Origin of the sequence: Martelella mediterranea DSM 17316, from assembly GCF_002043005.1 — a bacterium.
In the GTDB taxonomy this organism is placed as follows: domain Bacteria; phylum Pseudomonadota; class Alphaproteobacteria; order Rhizobiales; family Rhizobiaceae; genus Martelella; species Martelella mediterranea.
The window spans coordinates 2140440-2156419 of record NZ_CP020330.1; the positions used below are offsets into that span (position 1 = coordinate 2140440).

Here is a 15980-nt window from a genome sequence, read left to right on the forward strand (position 1 = left end):
TTGCGGCAGGCCTTGCGGCCGTGCTCAGTAGAGCCGCGGCATGACGCCGGTGAGGATCAGGCGCTGCAGGAAGAACACGATCAGAAGCACGATCACCGGCGAGATGTCGATCCCGCCGAGATTGGGCAGGAAATTGCGGATCGGCCGGTAGACCGGCTCGGTGACCGCGTAGAGCCCGCGCCCGATCGAGTTGATGAACGGGCTGTGTGCATTGATGATGTTGAAAGCGTAGAGCCAGGAGAAAATGGCGCTGGCGATGATCACCCACTTATAGATTTCAAGTGCGTAGTAAATCGTCTCGAACAGCGCGATCATGAAGGACTCCCGTTTTTTCCTTGCAAACATTTAGACATTCAATTCTAAACGAGCAAGGGGCGGCGGGTTTTGTCCGGTATTTATTGCCGGTTGCGCCCTCAGCGCAATGTGTCTCCCGAAAGCTTATCTAATACCAAGGACCGATGATTAGGACCCATATGATGCGCGCTGGAATGGCTATCCGAGTAGGAAAACACCGCAGAGCGATGCTTGAGCATCGCGCGAGGATTTTGACGCCCTCGGGGGCCATTCCAGCCGCACCCTTTCAGGGCCGGGCGCTTTTGAAAGCCTGCGTCGTTGAAAGTCCTCGCCGTAGCTATGGCTACGACTGCGGCTTTCGCCTAGCCGGCTTTCAAAAGCGCTCCGGTCATATGGGTTCTAATCATCGGTCCTTGGTATAAGATGACCCTGTCCCAGTCCGGCGCACGCTTCGATGCCTTCCGCCACAAAGGCTATTCGCTCTATTTCTTCTCGCGGTTTCTCGGCACGTTCGCGGTTCAGATCGTGTCCGTCGCCGTCGGCTGGCAGATGTATGACGAGACCGGAAACGCCTTCTATCTCGGTCTGATCGGCCTGTTCCAGTTTCTGCCGGCGTTGCTTTTGACGCTGGTGACCGGCACTGTCGCCGACCGCTACAACCGCCGGATGATCGCGGCGATCTGCTTTGCGGTGGCCACCGCCTGCGCCGCCTGCCTTCTGGCGATCACAGTGCTCGGCCTGTTCTCGCCCTGGCCTGTGTTCGCGCTTCTGGCGCTCTTTGGTACGGAACGCGCCTTTTCCGGCCCGGCACTGCAGTCGCTCGCGCCGAACCTGGTGCCGGAGAAGGATCTCGCCAATGCGATCGCCTGGAACTCCTCGTCCTGGCAGATCGCCTCGATCGTCGGCCCGGTCGCTGGCGGCCTGCTTTACGGCGGCGGCGCGACGCTTGCCTATTCCTCCGCGCTCGCTTTGTTCGCCGCCGCCACGGTGCTGATGCTGACGGTGCCGAAGCCGAGCCAGCGCCGCCCGGCCAGCGCGGTCACGCTCAACACCATTCTCGCGGGCTTTCGCTTCATCACCTCGGAAAAGGTGGTGCTCGGGGCGATCTCGCTCGATCTGTTCGTGGTGCTGCTGGGGGGCGCGGTGGCGCTGATGCCAGTCTTTGCCCGCGACATTCTGGATCTCGGCCCGTGGGGCCTCGGGTTGTTGCGCGCGGCCCCCGGTTTCGGCGGCGTGCTGGTCGCGCTGCTGCTTGCCAGCGTGCCGATCCGCCACCATGCCGGCTATTACATGTTCGCCGGCGTGGCGATCTTCGGCCTTTCCACCGTCGTCTTCGGCCTGTCCGAAAGCGCCTGGATTTCGATTGCCGCACTCGCCGTCATGGGCGGGGCCGACATGATCTCGGTCTATGTCCGCGAAACGCTTATCGCGCTGTGGACGCCGGACGAGTTGCGCGGCCGGGTCAACGCCGTCAACATGGTGTTCGTCGGAGCCTCAAACGAACTTGGAGAGTTTCGCGCCGGCACGATGGCGCATGTCATCGGCGCCGTGCCGGCGGTGGTCTTCGGCGGGGTGGGGTCGCTGGCGGTCGCGGTGATCTGGGCCGCGAAGTTCACCAAACTGCGCAAGGTCGACAGCCTGGAGACGCCCGAGCACCTGCTGGGCGAATCGGATCAGCCCTGAAGCGTTTTCGCCGGTACGCGTTCGAACACGATGTCGAGGAATTCGCTGAGCCAGGCCTTCAGCGCCCGGTCGTGCAGCATCCGGCCTTCGAGGTGAAGGTGGCCCGCCTGCGCCTGGGGCAGCGAGAACCGGCTGGCGCCGTGCACCACCCATCTCTGCATCATCGCCCGCGTCAGTTCGGCGTGAAACTGCACGGCATAGGCTTTCTCGCCATAGCGGAAGGCCTGGTTGGGGTAGAGGTCGCCGCTGGCCAGCAGTTCGGCGCCGTGCGGCAGCTCAAATCCCTCGCGATGGAACTGATAGACCATGGACGGCCATTTCATCAGCAGCCGGCCGTGTTCGGTCGCGTGCAGCGGATACCAGCCGATCTCGACCGAGCCGTCGCTATTGCTCTGGACCTTGCCGCCGAGCTGGCGGGCCAGCATCTGGGCGCCCAGACAGATGCCGAGATAGGGACGGTTTTCCTTCAGCGGAATTGACAGCCAGTCGATCTCGCGGCGGACATAATCCTCGTTGTCATTGGCGCTCATCGGGCCGCCGAACACCACCGCGCCCGAATGGGCGGCGAGCGTCTCCGGCAATTTGTCGCCGAGCGCCGGCCGGCGGATATCGAGGCGAAAGCCCTTTTCGACAAGCATCTGGCCAACGCGGCCGGGGGTCGAGCGTTCCTGGTGAAGGATGACCAGGATCGGTCGTGTCGGTTCAATCGTCACCGGGCAGTTCTCCATCGTCGACAATGGCCGCGCGCTTGAGCGCGGCCTGGCGCTCCAGCACCCGCTCGCGGCCCGAAACCCCGATCAGTTCGGCAATCCGCCAGACGACATTGTCCTCCATCTCGCTGCGGCTACCATCGGCATAGGCGATATCCCACAACAGCCCGATAAGGCGCACGCGCTGGTCCTCGTCGAGATGGCGCTTGACGTCGGAGGTGAAGCGGTAGAAATCCACCGCCTCGTTGCCGGCTTCCTCGCCGGCGGAGATCAGCTCTTCCAGCCCGGCGCCGTGCAGGTCGTACTGGTTTTCAATCAGTTCCCGAAGCCTGCTGCGCTCGCTGTCGCTGATGACGCCGTCGGCCTCCATCACCTGATAACAGAGCGCCACCACCGCCACGCGGGCATCGTCGGGTCGGGCCTCGCCCCTTGGAGCGTCATTGCCGATGTCCTGGAGAAACCTGCTGATCTTTTCAAACATTCTGGGAGATTCGCCTTGTTCAATACGCCATCATGACCCGCGCGGGCCGCTACGCCAATAGATCACTTAACATCAGTCAATCAAATTACGGTTACGACACATGATACGACCGGATCAGAAAAACAGGCGTTTTTTCGCGGCCGGCGGCGTTTCGTCGTCGTCGCTGTCGTCGATCCCCGGATCGTCCGGCGTGCGTCCGCCAAAGGGTTTCAACGGCGCGCTGGCGTCATCGTCCTCTTCCACGCTGCCCTCGGCGGGCTTGGGCGGAATGTCTTCCGAACGGGCTTCCACCACGAGCGGCTTTTCCTCCGGCGCGATCTTCGCTTCCTCCGATTTGATCGCGGAAGCGCCGGTGGGCGCGTCCATGATCACCGGCCGGACCGATTCCGTTTTCGGGGCGTCTTTCTTGCTTCCGTCCTCGGCGGGGGCCACAGGCTCGGGCGTTTGCGCCGTCTCGGCCTCAGCTTCAGGCTTGGCCTCCTCCTGGAAGATCGGAGCGTCCTCCGCAGGCGTTTCCGGTTCCGCTCGGCTTCCGCCGACAGGGGGAAGGCTCTTCAGCGCCTCATCGAGGCGGGAGGCGCTGCCTTCCTCGATCGGGCCGGCGATTTCGCCGTAGGGCACCTTCCATGAGAAGGCGTCAAGCTGGCCGGTCGTGGGCGAGAACGGCCGCCAGTATTCGGACACCAGACCATCGGCGACCCAGGTCGGGTCGCGTTCGGAGCGGAGCGCCTGCGCCATCCAGTGGCGCACGCGGCCCTGATCGCCGGTTTCGGCTTCCTCGAGATCGGCGAGCAGCAGGAAGGCGCTTTCGCGCGGCTGCATGCGCGCGGCGGCTTCGGCCTTTTCGCGGGCCTTTTCGAATTCGCGTGCGTCGAGTGCTGCGCGGGCGACGACCATCAGCGAAACCCAGTTGTTGGGCTTCAGCGCCTCCAGCTTTTCCGCCCGCTTCAGCCGGTCGACGGCGCTGTCGCCGCCGCGGGCGCGCACGTAAAGCGCGCCGGTCTGGGGGTGGGGTTCCTTCTTCCACACCATCTCCAGCACGCCCGCGGATTTTCTGAGATTGCCCTGCGCCAGATAGGCCTTGGCGGCGATGATCGCGGCGGGGTGGAAATCATCGCGCAGCTTCAGCGCCTGCAGCGCGTCGGCCGCGGCCGCTTTCGGATCGGTATCGAGCCTGCTTTCGGCGCGCGCGGTCAGCACCACGGATTTCAGACGCGCCGATTCGTCCTTGTCGGTCACCTTGGCGGAGCGCTGCTGGTCCAGAAGGCGGATCGCGTCGTCCCAGCGGCCCTGGCGGGCGCGGGTCTCCAGCGTCGCCTTGGCGGCCCAGGCGAGATAGGGCGCCTTGTCGGCGGCCTGCTCGGCGAAATGCTGGGCGGCCTCGTCGGCGCCGACGCGCTTGGCCTCAAGATAGAGCCCGCGCAGACCGAGCTCGGCGGTTTCGGGATCCTCCGACATCGCCTCGAACAGACGCCGCGCCTTGTCGTAATTGCCTTCGGTCAGCGCAACCTGCGCATCGAGCACATGAATAAGCGGCTCCTGATCGGCGCTGAGCAGCGCATGGGCACGCGTGCTCATCTTGCGCGCCTGCACGAGATTGCCGGAGCCGACGGCGATCAAGCCGGTCGAGATCGCCTGATAACCGCGATCGCGCTTGCGGGCGCGGAAATAGCGGGTCACGCTTTTGGGCGAGGTCCAGATCGCGCTGATCAGCCACCAGACGATCATCACAACGAAGATGAGGGCGATCAGCAGCGCGAGCGCGGTCGTCAGCGGCGTTTCGAACATCTGGCCCTGCCAGACAAGCGTCAGCTCGCCGGGCCGGTCGGCAAACCAGGAAAAGCCCAGCGCGAAGGCAAGAACGATGATCGCGAAAATCAAGAGCCTGATCATATCCTACCTCCTCAATTGCCGGATGGCGTAACGGGCGCGCCGGCGGTGGCGCCAAGCGCGCTCGAAAGCGTGGTGGAAACCAGATCATCGGCCTCGATCCGCGCCTTCAGCCCGTCGGCGAATTTCTGCGAGGCCTGTTTTCCGGCCTCAGGCAGCGTTTCCCATTCGCTCTCCGCTGTCTTCAGGTCGCCCTTCGTCAGCGCGCTCTCGATGCGCGCGACGATTGCCGGCACGGTGTCGCCCTCGACATCGCCGACGGGACGCACGCTGACGAGGCCTTTGGCGCTGTCGACCAGACGATTGAGGATATTGCCCTCCGGCGGCGGCGGTTCGGCGGCCGCGATGATGGTGTCGGCGGTCTCGGAGAATTCGGCGGCGAGTTCCTCGCGGGTCGGGATGCCGCTTGTCGCGAGCGCCTTGAGCTTCGAGAGATCGGCGTCTGCTGGCGCGACCTCGGCATAGGTCGCAAGCTCGGTCGCGAAACTGTCGCCCCGGTCGATCGCCGATTTCAGGGCGGCGGCGGCGATAGCGCGGGCAACGGCCAGATCCTTGCCGGGCGTATTCACCTTGGTTTCCAGCGCCGAAAGCTTCTGCTGCATGTCCTGCTGGCCGGAGGCAAGGCTGGATTTCAACTGGTCGAGGCCGGATTGCAGGCTCTTGACCGCGCCGACATCGTTCTGCTGCGTGCTCTGGATGGCATCGATCTGCTGCTTCAGGCTGGCAATGTCCTCGCCCGAGGAACTGGAGCTCTGCACCTGCTGTTTCAGCGCATCAAGTTGCGACTGGATCGCGGCCGAGCCGTCATTGGCCTTCAGCGTCTCGATTTCCTGGCGGAGCGCGGCGATCTCGTCATTGACCTTGCCGCCCATGCCATTGCCGAGCATGCCGGCGGAGGAGAGCGCATATGCGCCCGCAAGCGCGATCACGGCGCCGGCCACACCAGCCAGAAGCACGAGGCCGAAGCCGGGGCCTTTGCGGGGTGGAACAGGCGGAGCCGGCGGTTCTGGCGGCGGCGCGCTGCCTACCTTTTCTTCGACGACCTCTTCATCGCCAAGCCTCGCCGCCTCCGAAATCTCCTCGCCCTGATGTTCCTCATGGCGCTTGATCGCGGCGGCGACATCGGCCATCGCTGTTTCGACGGCGGCATCATCCGTCCGGGGCGGGACGGGCGCTTGCGCGTTCGTGGCTTCCGGCGCCGTGTCTTCTGTTGTCGCGTCGTTTTTCTTGTCGTTTTTCGAAGACGGCGTATCCGAAACCATGGCTACCTCTTTTGCAGTTCTCGGTTCTAGGGTAGTGGCCGAGTGGTATTAAGAAAAGGCTTTTGTTGAAGACTTGTTCCCCGCCGCCCCGGCCTTTCTGGCGAAACGCCTCACGCCAGCAGCGCAAGCAGGCTTTTCTCGTTCGTCCTGTCGGCGATGCGCACATGATCGGCCAGTTCCGCCGGCACGGCATGCGCCACATTGGCCGAAAGACAGATAAGGGCCGGCGGCTCGCTGCGTTTCGCGAGCGCCTTGCCCGCGCCGAGCGCGAAGAAGCGCGCCGCCGTCATATGGGAATAGAACAGGATCGCGTCGACCGCTCCGACAAGGGCATCGATTTCCGCCACGACATAGGTCACAGGCTCCATGGCATAGACAGTGACGGTCTCGAACGGCACGTGCAGGGCCTCGAGCCTGCGCTCCAGCCAGGGCGCGCGGGGAGAACCCGCCAGATAGAGGAGTGGCGCGCGGATAAACAGCGAGGGTTCGGCGGCGATCGCCTCCGCAAGCCGCTCGCCATTGCCCTGGCCGGTGAAAACGCGCGTGAAACCGACGTCCTTCGCCCTGCCGGCGGTCTCCGCCCCGACGGCGAACACCGGACGATCGAGCATGTCCGGCGAGTCGCGCTTCGCCTCGATCCCGTGCAGGGCCTCGGTGCTGGTGACCGCAAGCGCCGCCCAGCTTTCGCGGGCGATCCTATCCCTGGCTTTGTCCGGATGGTGCACGGTCTCGAACAACGGCATGGAAACCGGCTGGTGGCCCATGGCAGTAAGCAATGCGCCGGTCTTTTCGGCCTTGTTTTGCGGACGGGTCACCAGAACGCGCATCGCAAGCCTCAGACCCAATCCTCGAAAAAGCGCGGGCCGGCCCGCCCGCGCAGCGTTTCGCCGGCCGCGCGCCCGAGCGCTTGGGCTTCGGCGCGCAAGCCTTCGACGGCGATGTCGTGGGCCTGCCGCCCGTCCGGCGTCAGGATCAGGCCGGAGAAACGGATCGTATCGCCGTCAAGCAGCGCATGGCCCGCGATCGGCGTGCGGCAGGAGCCATCGAGGGCCGCCAGAAAGCCGCGCTCGCAGGCAACGGCGTCATAGGTGTCGCGATCGTTGATCGGGGCGAGCAGGGCCGATATCCGTTCGTCGCTCTCGCGCTGCTCAATGCAGATTGCGCCCTGGGCCGGGGCAGGAATAAATTCCTTCGGATCGAGAACCTCGGTCGCCACATGCTGCATGCCAAGCCGCGTCAGGCCAGCATAGGCGAGGAAGGTGCCGTCAACGGCCCCATCGGCGAGCTTCTGCAGCCGCGTCTGCACCGAACCGCGGAAAATCACCACTTCGATATCGGGCCTGAGCCGGCGAATCAGCGCCTGGCGTCTGAGCGAGGCGGAGCCGACGATCGCGCCTGCCGGCAGATCGGCGAGGTTTTTCACGGTGCGGCCGATAAAGGCATCGCGCGGGTCGGCGCGCGGCAGGAAGGTGGAAAGCGTCAGCCCTTCCGGCAGCGCCGTCGGCATGTCCTTGGAGGAATGCACGGCGAAATCGAGCGCGCCGGAATGCAATTGCTCCTCGATCTCCTCGGTGAAAAGCCCCTTGCCCCCGATTGCCGCCAGCGCGCGGTCGGTGATCCGATCGCCCTTGGTGGAGAGCACCACGATCTCGAACATCTCCTCCGGCAGGCCATGGGCGGCCATCAGCCGGTCGCGGGTTTCATGCGCCTGGGCCAGCGCCAGCGGGCTGCCGCGCGTTCCGATCCTGTAAGGTTTCGTTTGCATCCTGCGTCCACCATTGTTACCGGGTGTCTCGTAAACCGGATTGCGCCCTGCCGCAAACAATCGCGATGAAAAAACAGACACGCTTTCTCGGCATCGAATCGAGTTGCGACGAAACCGCCGCCGCCATCGTGGCGATGGACGGGGATGGTCGCGGCGAGATTATCGCCGATCTGGTGCTGAGCCAGTTGGAAGAACACGCGGCCTTCGGCGGCGTGGTGCCGGAGATCGCCGCGCGCGCGCATGTGGAGGCGATGGACGGGTTGATCGCTGGCGCACTTCAGGAAGCAGAGATCGGGTTCGGCGATCTCGACGGCATTGCCGCGACAATCGGTCCCGGGCTGATCGGCGGGCTGATCACCGGCGCGATGAGCGGCAAGGCGATCGCCTATGCCGCTGACAAGCCGTTTTACGGAATCAATCACCTCGAAGGTCATGCGCTGACGGCGCGGCTGACCGATGGCGTCGCCTTTCCCTTCCTGATGTTGCTGGTTTCCGGCGGCCATACCCAGATCGTGCTGGTCAAGGGCGTCGGCGAGTACGAGCGCTGGGGCTCGACAATCGACGATGCGCTCGGCGAGGCTTTCGACAAGACGGCGAAGCTGCTCGGGCTCGGCTATCCCGGTGGGCCGGCGGTCGAGCGCGCGGCGGCTGAGGGCGATCCGAAGCGGATCAGGCTGCCGCGGCCGATGAAGGGCGAGGACCGGCTGGATTTCTCCTTCTCCGGTCTCAAGACCGCCGTGCGTCAGTCGGCGCAGGCGCTGGCTCCGGTGAGCGAGCAGGATATCGCCGATATCTGCGCCGCCTTCCAGCTTGCCGTGACAGATACGCTGGAAGACAGGATTGCTCGCGCGCTTCAACGCTTCAGGGCGGAAGGTCTCGCTGGCGATAATCAGCCAGCGCTGGTGGCGGCGGGCGGCGTTGCCGCCAATGGCGCGATCCGCGCGATGCTGACAGGGCTTTGCGCAAAAGAGGGGTTCGCCTTCGTCGCGCCGCCCTTGCGGCTTTGCACGGACAATGCGGTAATGATCGCCTGGGCGGGGCTGGAGCGCCGGCGCGCCGGATTCGATCCGGATGGCATGGAGATCTCGGTGCGCTCACGCTTTCCGCTCGACGGCAATGCGGCGGCGCTGATCGGCAGCGGCAGAAGAGGGGTCAAGGCATGACCAGGAACACAGTCGTCATCGGCTCCGGTGCGTTCGGCACGGCGCTTGCCGCCGTCTTTGCCCATGAGGGCGAGGACGCTGTCACCCTGCTCGGCCGGGATGCCGGGCTGATCGCGATATTGCAGAAGACCCGGCGGCATCAGGCAGCACTTCCGGGCATCACTCTGCCTCAAGCCCTTGCGTTCACGATCGATCCCTCGGTGCTCGAGACGGCCGATATCGTGGTGCTGGCGGTGCCGGCGCAGGCCCAGCGCGCGGCGGCACTCTACTACGGCCCCTATCTCAATCCCGATGCCGTGATCGTCTCGGCCGCCAAGGGTATCGATCGCGCCAGCGGCCGGCTGATCACCGATGTGCTTTCCGAGGCGTTGCCGAACCATCCCGCCGGCGCGCTGTCCGGTCCCGGCTTCGCCGTCGATCTCGCCGCCGGCAAGCCGATCGCCATGGTGTTGGCGTTTGCAAACGGAGAGCGTGCCAAAGAGACCGCGACCATTCTTTCCGGCCGGACCTTCCGGCTTTATGCCTCGGGTGATCCCGTCGGCGTGCAGATCGGCGGGGCGCTGAAGAATGTTCTGGCGATCGCCTGCGGCATTGTCGAGGGCGCGGATCTCGGCGAATCCGCCCGCGCGGCGCTGATATCGCGCGGCCTTGCGGAAATGTCGCGGCTCGCGGTCGCCATGGGCGGTGAACCGGAAACCGTGCGCGGGCTTTCCGGCCTCGGCGATCTTGTGCTGACCGGCACCTCGCGCCAGTCGCGCAATTTCCGCTATGGCGTGGCGCTGGCCGAGGGTAATTTCGAGAGCGTTAATGCAGCACTTGTCGAAGGCGTCTACAGCGCCTCCGTCGCCAGCGAGCTTGCCGCAAGCCATGGCGTGGAGATGCCGATTTCAAGCGCCGTCGCCCGCGTGCTCGAGGGCAAGCTCGGCATTCCGCAGGCGCTCGAGGAACTGATGAGCCGGCCGATCACGACCGAATGAAGGAGAAAACCATGCTCTATGCCGTCTTGTGCAAGGACAAGCCCGACCATATCCATGTCCGCATGGAAAACCGCCCGCGCCATCTCGAATGGCTCGACGGGCTCAACGATAAGGGTACGCTGAAGATCGCCGGCCCGTTTCTCGATGGCGACGACAAACCCTGCGGCTCGATGCTGCTCATCGAAGCCGACAGCCAGGCGGACGCGGAAGCGATCGCGGCCGAGGATCCCTATGGCAAGGCCGGCCTGTTCGAAAAGGTCGAGGTCAAGCCCTACAAGTGGCTCTACAACAATCCGGAGGCATAAGGCATGGCCTATTGGCTGTTCAAATCCGAGCCGTTCAAGTTTTCCTGGCAGATGCTGAAAGACAAGGGCGCGGCCGGGGAAGAATGGGACGGCGTGCGCAATTATCAGGCGCGCAACAATATGCGGGCGATGGAAATCGGCGACAAGGGCTTCTTCTACCACTCCAATGAGGGGTTGGAGGTCGTCGGCATCTGCGAGGTCTGCGCGCTCGCCCATCACGACAGCACCACCGATGACCCGCGCTGGGAATGCGTCGACATCCGCGCCGTCGAGGACATGCCGAAGCCGGTGACGCTGAAGGATGTGAAGGCCAATCCCAAGCTTGCCGACATGTCGCTCGTCACCTCCATGCGGCTCTCCGTTCAGCCGGTGAAGGAAGACGAGTGGCTGGAAGTCTGCCGCATGGGCGGGATGGACGTCTGAGAGGCGGAGCGATTTCATGAGTATCTGGAATTTGTTGATTCTTGCGGTATTCGTTGTCGGCTACATCTGGCCAACGACGATCATCCTGAAGCGGCTGGGCTATTCGCCCTGGTGGGCGCTCCTTTCGGTGATCACGCCGCTGAACATGATCGGCCTCTGGGTACTGGCCCGCGCCCGCTGGCCCCGCGTCGAGGAAAAGCTTTAGGCCTCACATAGCCCGCCATCTCTATCGTCTAAAGTGCGCCAATGGCACTTGACGCTTCGGCTGCGGCCCATCACTCTCCCTTTGGCTGCGGGACGCGGGAGGAACAGGACGTCCCGGCAGCGCTATACGGCGGTTTCGGACCAGCCGGCAGGTGGGAAACCTTCCGACAGGGCGATTTTCGCCGCGAGGTCAATTCGGTCGACATGCGCCTTCGCGCCGGCCGTAGAGGGAAGGAAAGCGAAATGACGATACTGCTTGCCGTGATTGTCTGCGGCCTTTTGTCGATCGTGTACGCCCTGTGGGCGATCCGCTCGGTCATGGTCGCCGATCAGGGAACCCCGCGCATGAAGGAAATCGCGGGCTATATCCGGGAAGGGGCGCAGGCCTATCTGACGCGCCAATATACCACGATCGCCATCGTCGGCGTCGTCGTCTTCATTCTGGCCTGGCTGCTGCTTTCGCTGACGGCGGCAATCGGCTTCGTCATCGGCGCGGTGCTTTCCGGTGCTGCCGGCTTTATCGGCATGCATGTCTCCGTGCGCGCCAATGTGCGCACCGCCCAGGCGGCGTCCTACAGCCTGGCCTCCGGCCTCGATATCGCCTTCAAGTCGGGCGCGATCACCGGCATGCTGGTGGCCGGTCTCGCGTTGCTCGGCGTCTCCGTTTACTACTATATCCTGACCGCCATCCTGGGCCACGCGCCGGATGACCGCCATGTCATCGACGCGCTGGTCGCGCTCGGTTTCGGCGCTTCGCTTATTTCGGTGTTCGCGCGTCTCGGCGGCGGCATCTTCACCAAGGGCGCGGATGTCGGCGGCGATCTGGTCGGCAAGGTCGAGGCCGGTATTCCGGAGGACGATCCCCGCAACCCGGCAACCATCGCCGACAATGTCGGTGACAATGTCGGCGACTGCGCCGGCATGGCGGCCGACCTGTTCGAGACCTATGCCGTCTCGGTGGTCGCGACCATGGTGCTCGGTGCGATCTTCTTCGGCGGTGCGGCGGTGCTTGGCGATGTCATGCTGCTGCCGCTCGCGATCTGCGGCGTCTGCATCCTCACCTCCATTGTCGGGACCTTCTTCGTCAAGCTCGGCACCAATGGCTCGATCATGGGCGCGCTCTATCGCGGCCTGATCGTGACCGGGTTGCTGTCGATCGTCGGCATCGGTCTTGCCATCTGGGCGACCATCGGCTTCGGTTCGATCGGGGAAGTCGCGGGCCGCAACATCACCGGCCTGGCGCTGTTCATCTGCGGCATTGTCGGCCTGATCGTCACCGCGCTGATCGTGGTGATCACCGAATATTATACCGGCACGGGCAAGCGCCCGGTGGTATCGATTGCCCAGGCATCGGTTTCCGGCCACGGCACCAATGTGATCCAGGGGCTGGCGGTTTCGCTTGAGTCGACGGCGCTTCCGGCAATCGTGATCTGCGGCGGCATCATCTCCACCTATCAGTTGGCGGGCCTGTTCGGGACCGGCATCGCGGTCACCGCCATGCTCGGAATCGCGGGCATGATCGTGGCGCTCGATGCCTTCGGCCCGGTCACGGATAACGCCGGCGGTATCGCGGAAATGGCGGGACTGCCGCCGGAAGTGCGTAAATCCACCGACGCGCTCGATGCGGTTGGCAACACCACCAAGGCGGTGACCAAGGGCTATGCGATCGGCTCGGCCGGTCTCGGCGCGCTGGTGCTGTTTGCCGCCTATTCGAACGATCTTGCCTTCTTCGCGGCGCACGGTGATCAGTATCCGTTCTATGCCAATATGGGCGATATCTCGTTCTCGCTCTCCAACCCTTACGTGGTCGCAGGCCTGATCTTCGGCGGGCTGATCCCCTACCTCTTCGGCGGCATCGCGATGACGGCCGTGGGGCGGGCGGCAAGCGCCGTGGTGGCCGAGGTGCGCCAGCAGTTCCGCGACAAGCCGGGCATCATGAACGGCACGGAGAAACCGGATTACGGCCGGGCCGTCGACATGCTGACCCGCGCCGCGATCCGCGAGATGATCGTGCCCTCGCTGCTGCCGGTGCTGGCGCCGCTGGTGGTGTTCTTCGGCGTCTGGCTGATGTCGGGCTCCAAGGCCTCCGCCTTCGCGGCCCTCGGCGCCTCGCTGCTCGGCGTCATCGTCAACGGCCTGTTCGTCGCGATCTCGATGACCTCCGGCGGCGGTGCCTGGGACAATGCCAAGAAGAGCTTCGAGGACGGTTTCGTCGATGCAGACGGCGTTACCCACGAAAAGGGCTCGGAAGCGCACAAGGCCTCGGTCACCGGCGATACCGTCGGCGATCCCTACAAGGACACCGCCGGCCCCGCCGTCAACCCGGCCATCAAGATCACCAACATCGTGGCGCTGCTGCTGCTGGCGGTGCTGGCGTAAGGTTCATTCCCCCGGCTTCGGCCGGGGGAACTTTTCGGGTTGGTCGAGCCCGCGGAAAAGGAGAGGAATTGCATGAAAAGACTTTTGGTGGCCGCTCTCGGCCTTGGCCTTCTTGCGGGTTGTCAGTCGACGCAGGAAGCAAATGAATTTGCTGTGGCCCAGACGGCGCTGGCCGGCAGCAAGGCCATGCAGCGGGAAGTTTCAAAAGAGTGCGTCAACGAGATGAAGGTGCTTGGCGCCGAAGACATTCGTATGATTGCGGTCTTGCTCGACACGACAAAGTCCAAGGCTCTGCCCCTACTATGCTCGCGCATCGTAACCGCCATGGCCAATGGTGATCTGACCTATCAGGATTACAAGGCCGCCCAGCGTGGAGGACTTTCGCCGAAGGTCGTTCGGGTGATGCAGGGCACGAACTGAGCGCCTGCAAAAATCGCCGGTCAAATGAAATGGCAGGCCCGAGGGCCTGCCATTTGCTCTTGAGGATTACGGTCCGACCACGCCGGCATTGTTGCCTGCGCCGAAGAAGTCGCGGGCGGCGCTGCCGCCAGTGCCCTGCAGGATCTGCTGGATGAAGGTGATGTCCTTGCCGCCGGTCGGCGTCGTTTCGGTCGCCATATCGATGACGTTGCCGTCCTGCAGCGTGTAGCGGCCGATGCGTTCGACCCGGCCATTGCCGTCGAAATAGACCGCGAGGATTTCCTGGTCGACAAGGCGCGGCTTCTGGAAGGTGAAGCGCTTTTCCTTCTTCTGAGAAATGTAGAAGAACACCTCATTGTCGAAGGTCGCGGTGGTCGAGGGCTCGCCGAGCGTGAGCACAACCTGTTCGCGGCTGGAGCCGACCTTGACGAGTTGCAGCATCTCCTCGTCGACGACATAGCCCTGGTAATAGACGTTCTTGCTGCCGATGACATCGCTGGTCGAGCAGCCTGCTACAAGAAGGGTAACGGCGACAAGGGCACCGGCGGCTGCCGGTCGGGCCGGCCTCAGATCAAATTTCACACCGTGCGTCTTCAACATACACTCCCTGGCAGGTCTCGGTGCCGGTGGGGCGAACCCCCCGGCTGTTTGTTTTCATCATTCGCCAACGTCAGGCAATGCCTGTTGCCGGCGACGATTCCCGGTTGCGGCCAGCCCCCGCGCAAACTACCATTGTCCATGGTTGGTGCAGGGGACTGCAGCCATCTTCGGTCGGCCCGTCATCGAGCTTCGCGTTTTCCAGGGTAACTGGATAAACCAGCTTGGGTCCGGATGCAATTGCGTCGGGCGGGTGCGATGCCATGGAATTTTTGTAAAGAGAGTGGGACGACCTTGGGACTATTCAGCAGAAGACGCGGCAACCGTCAGGTGGTGCAGCGCCAGTATGGCGTAATCACGACCACGGCGCGCCAGCCGTGTTTTTATACCGATTATAACGTGCCGGACACGGTGATGGGGCGTTTCGAGATGCTGTCATCGGTGATGATCCTGTTCCTGTGGCGCACCGCGAAGTCATCCGACAGCGGCAAACAGCTCTCGCAGGAGGTCGTCGACGCCTTCTTTCTCGACATCGATTACTCCATCCGCGAACTGGGCGTCGGCGACAATTCCGTGCCGAAGCGGATGAAGAAGCTCGCCGGCATGTTCTACGGCCGGCTGGAGCGTTATGTGCGCTGCCTCCAGGACCGCGATCTCGGCCAGCTCGCGATCGCGCTTTCGCAGAATTTCCACGGGGTCGAGTCCGAACCGGTCGACATGGCGGAACTCGCGCGCTGGATGCTGGCCAATGCCGATCATCTCGCGCGCATGGACGAGGTCATGGTCGAAACCGGCATGGTGAGCTTCCTGGTGCCGGAAAGCACGGAGGTTGCCCGTGGCTGAAGAAAATGCCGACGACAGAAAACTGCCTTTTTCGCGGCCGTTCGCCGTTGCCCGCGCTTCCTCCGTCGCCTTCGACATGCGCGTCGAGGCCGATGAAGCCGAACGCGCGGCGATCGCGGCGTTTCTCGATGTCCGCTCGGTCGAAAGCCTTTCGGCGGATCTGAGAATCTCGCCCTGGCGGCGCGATGGCGTCCGGGTCAAGGGCACGGTCAGGGCCGACATCACCCAGAACTGCGTGGTCACGCTCGAGCCACTGGAGGCGACGATCGAGGAGGAGGTGGATGCCACTTTCCTTCCGGAGAATTCCCGCCAGTTCCACCGCAAGTTCAACGAGGAAGGCGAGTTGATCGTCGATCCCAACGGGCCGGACGAGCCGGAGCCGTTTGCCGGAAGCGAGGTCGATATCGCCGCCTTGGTGATCGAGACGATCGGCCTTGCGATCGACCCCTATCCGCGCAAGCCTGACGCGGCCTTGCCCGATGACCTCGCGGAAGACGACGATCCCGAAGAGGAGGACGCCGCGCCTTCGCCCTTCGCTGCTCTGAAGAACTGGAAAAAACCGTCGGAATAAGGGGTTGGCCTGC

18 protein-coding genes are annotated in these 15980 nt (G+C 63.9%); 10 read left to right on the top strand and 8 right to left on the bottom strand.

What is annotated here, in order from left to right; all coding sequences use genetic code 11:
• Positions 1-24: 24 nt before the first annotated feature.
• Positions 25-315 carry a YggT family protein gene (locus Mame_RS09990; RefSeq protein WP_018062808.1) on the bottom strand — a complete coding sequence of 97 codons (291 nt, stop codon included), beginning with the start codon at positions 313-315 and terminating at the stop codon, positions 25-27.
• 402 nt (positions 316-717) lie between these two features.
• Between Mame_RS09990 and Mame_RS09995 the strand changes: the two genes are divergently transcribed.
• Positions 718-1977 carry an MFS transporter gene (locus Mame_RS09995; RefSeq protein WP_018062807.1) on the top strand — a complete coding sequence of 420 codons (1260 nt, stop codon included), beginning with the start codon at positions 718-720 and terminating at the stop codon, positions 1975-1977.
• On the opposite strand, the gene Mame_RS10000 is transcribed toward Mame_RS09995, so the two are convergent.
• From Mame_RS10000 to hemC, 6 genes are all read right to left on the bottom strand, one after another.
• Positions 1968-2690: a glutamine amidotransferase gene (locus tag Mame_RS10000; RefSeq protein WP_018062806.1), complete on the bottom strand. Its 723-nt coding sequence runs from the start codon at positions 2688-2690 to the stop codon at positions 1968-1970. The two genes, Mame_RS09995 and Mame_RS10000, sit on opposite strands and share 10 nt — an antisense overlap.
• The gene (locus Mame_RS10005; protein WP_018062805.1) at positions 2680-3168 is read right to left on the bottom strand and encodes a tellurite resistance TerB family protein; all 489 of its coding nucleotides are present in this window, start codon (positions 3166-3168) and stop codon (positions 2680-2682) included. The genes Mame_RS10000 and Mame_RS10005 overlap by 11 nt, the downstream gene beginning before the upstream one ends.
• Positions 3169-3282: 114 nt before the next feature.
• Positions 3283-5061: a heme biosynthesis protein HemY gene (locus Mame_RS10010; RefSeq protein ID WP_018062804.1), complete on the bottom strand. Its 1779-nt coding sequence runs from the start codon at positions 5059-5061 to the stop codon at positions 3283-3285.
• 11 nt (positions 5062-5072) lie between these two features.
• Complete coding sequence (locus Mame_RS10015) at positions 5073-6320, bottom strand: hypothetical protein (RefSeq protein WP_018062803.1); 1248 nt, start codon at positions 6318-6320, stop codon at positions 5073-5075.
• A gap of 110 nt (positions 6321-6430) precedes the next feature.
• The gene (locus Mame_RS10020) at positions 6431-7147 is read right to left on the bottom strand and encodes a uroporphyrinogen-III synthase (protein WP_018062802.1); all 717 of its coding nucleotides are present in this window, start codon (positions 7145-7147) and stop codon (positions 6431-6433) included.
• 8 nt (positions 7148-7155) lie between these two features.
• Positions 7156-8085 carry a hydroxymethylbilane synthase gene (hemC, locus tag Mame_RS10025; RefSeq protein WP_018062801.1) on the bottom strand — a complete coding sequence of 310 codons (930 nt, stop codon included), beginning with the start codon at positions 8083-8085 and terminating at the stop codon, positions 7156-7158.
• A 65-nt stretch (positions 8086-8150) separates the two neighbouring features.
• Here hemC and tsaD point away from each other — a divergent pair, with 65 nt between their 5' ends.
• From tsaD to Mame_RS10060, 7 genes are all read left to right on the top strand, one after another.
• Positions 8151-9248: a tRNA (adenosine(37)-N6)-threonylcarbamoyltransferase complex transferase subunit TsaD gene (gene tsaD / locus Mame_RS10030; protein ID WP_018062800.1), complete on the top strand. Its 1098-nt coding sequence runs from the start codon at positions 8151-8153 to the stop codon at positions 9246-9248.
• The gene (locus Mame_RS10035) at positions 9245-10225 is read left to right on the top strand and encodes an NAD(P)H-dependent glycerol-3-phosphate dehydrogenase (RefSeq protein WP_018062799.1); all 981 of its coding nucleotides are present in this window, start codon (positions 9245-9247) and stop codon (positions 10223-10225) included. The genes tsaD and Mame_RS10035 overlap by 4 nt, the downstream gene beginning before the upstream one ends.
• Before the next feature lie 11 nt (positions 10226-10236).
• Complete coding sequence (locus Mame_RS10040; protein ID WP_018062798.1) at positions 10237-10530, top strand: YciI-like protein; 294 nt, start codon at positions 10237-10239, stop codon at positions 10528-10530.
• Positions 10531-10533: 3 nt separating this feature from the next.
• On the top strand, positions 10534-10953 hold the full coding sequence (locus tag Mame_RS10045) for an EVE domain-containing protein (protein WP_018062797.1): 420 nt from the start codon (positions 10534-10536) through the stop codon (positions 10951-10953).
• Between the two features lie 16 nt (positions 10954-10969).
• The gene (locus tag Mame_RS10050) at positions 10970-11158 is read left to right on the top strand and encodes a hypothetical protein (protein ID WP_018062796.1); all 189 of its coding nucleotides are present in this window, start codon (positions 10970-10972) and stop codon (positions 11156-11158) included.
• Positions 11159-11400: 242 nt separating this feature from the next.
• On the top strand, positions 11401-13536 hold the full coding sequence (locus Mame_RS10055) for a sodium-translocating pyrophosphatase (protein ID WP_018062795.1): 2136 nt from the start codon (positions 11401-11403) through the stop codon (positions 13534-13536).
• Positions 13537-13608: 72 nt separating this feature from the next.
• On the top strand, positions 13609-13956 hold the full coding sequence (locus Mame_RS10060; protein WP_018062794.1) for a hypothetical protein: 348 nt from the start codon (positions 13609-13611) through the stop codon (positions 13954-13956).
• A 66-nt stretch (positions 13957-14022) separates the two neighbouring features.
• Here the strand turns inward: Mame_RS10060 and Mame_RS10065 are convergent, their stop codons facing one another.
• Positions 14023-14556 carry an outer membrane protein assembly factor BamE gene (locus tag Mame_RS10065; protein ID WP_051085053.1) on the bottom strand — a complete coding sequence of 178 codons (534 nt, stop codon included), beginning with the start codon at positions 14554-14556 and terminating at the stop codon, positions 14023-14025.
• Positions 14557-14811: 255 nt separating this feature from the next.
• On the opposite strand from Mame_RS10065, the gene Mame_RS10070 reads away from it, so the two are divergent.
• Positions 14812-15396: a ubiquinol-cytochrome C chaperone family protein gene (locus Mame_RS10070; protein ID WP_051085052.1), complete on the top strand. Its 585-nt coding sequence runs from the start codon at positions 14812-14814 to the stop codon at positions 15394-15396.
• The gene (locus tag Mame_RS10075; RefSeq protein ID WP_026173130.1) at positions 15389-15967 is read left to right on the top strand and encodes a YceD family protein; all 579 of its coding nucleotides are present in this window, start codon (positions 15389-15391) and stop codon (positions 15965-15967) included. The genes Mame_RS10070 and Mame_RS10075 overlap by 8 nt, the downstream gene beginning before the upstream one ends.
• The last annotated feature ends 13 nt before the right edge of the window (positions 15968-15980 follow it).

What these genes read in the sequence shown, in the direction of transcription:
- Mame_RS09990 (WP_018062808.1), bottom strand. Translation starts at nt 315, where the DNA reads ATGATCGCGCTGTTCGAGACGATTTACTACGCACTTGAAATCTATAAG.
- Mame_RS09995 (WP_018062807.1), top strand. Translation starts at nt 718, where the DNA reads ATGACCCTGTCCCAGTCCGGCGCACGCTTCGATGCCTTCCGCCACAAA.
- Mame_RS10005 (WP_018062805.1), bottom strand. Translation starts at nt 3,168, where the DNA reads ATGTTTGAAAAGATCAGCAGGTTTCTCCAGGACATCGGCAATGACGCT.
- Mame_RS10010 (WP_018062804.1), bottom strand. Translation starts at nt 5,061, where the DNA reads ATGATCAGGCTCTTGATTTTCGCGATCATCGTTCTTGCCTTCGCGCTG.
- Mame_RS10015 (WP_018062803.1), bottom strand. Translation starts at nt 6,320, where the DNA reads ATGGTTTCGGATACGCCGTCTTCGAAAAACGACAAGAAAAACGACGCG.
- Mame_RS10020 (WP_018062802.1), bottom strand. Translation starts at nt 7,147, where the DNA reads ATGCGCGTTCTGGTGACCCGTCCGCAAAACAAGGCCGAAAAGACCGGC.
- hemC (WP_018062801.1), bottom strand. Translation starts at nt 8,085, where the DNA reads ATGCAAACGAAACCTTACAGGATCGGAACGCGCGGCAGCCCGCTGGCG.
- tsaD (WP_018062800.1), top strand. Translation starts at nt 8,151, where the DNA reads ATGAAAAAACAGACACGCTTTCTCGGCATCGAATCGAGTTGCGACGAA.
- Mame_RS10035 (WP_018062799.1), top strand. Translation starts at nt 9,245, where the DNA reads ATGACCAGGAACACAGTCGTCATCGGCTCCGGTGCGTTCGGCACGGCG.
- Mame_RS10040 (WP_018062798.1), top strand. Translation starts at nt 10,237, where the DNA reads ATGCTCTATGCCGTCTTGTGCAAGGACAAGCCCGACCATATCCATGTC.
- Mame_RS10045 (WP_018062797.1), top strand. Translation starts at nt 10,534, where the DNA reads ATGGCCTATTGGCTGTTCAAATCCGAGCCGTTCAAGTTTTCCTGGCAG.
- Mame_RS10050 (WP_018062796.1), top strand. Translation starts at nt 10,970, where the DNA reads ATGAGTATCTGGAATTTGTTGATTCTTGCGGTATTCGTTGTCGGCTAC.
- Mame_RS10055 (WP_018062795.1), top strand. Translation starts at nt 11,401, where the DNA reads ATGACGATACTGCTTGCCGTGATTGTCTGCGGCCTTTTGTCGATCGTG.
- Mame_RS10060 (WP_018062794.1), top strand. Translation starts at nt 13,609, where the DNA reads ATGAAAAGACTTTTGGTGGCCGCTCTCGGCCTTGGCCTTCTTGCGGGT.
- Mame_RS10065 (WP_051085053.1), bottom strand. Translation starts at nt 14,556, where the DNA reads ATGTTGAAGACGCACGGTGTGAAATTTGATCTGAGGCCGGCCCGACCG.
- Mame_RS10070 (WP_051085052.1), top strand. Translation starts at nt 14,812, where the DNA reads ATGCCATGGAATTTTTGTAAAGAGAGTGGGACGACCTTGGGACTATTC.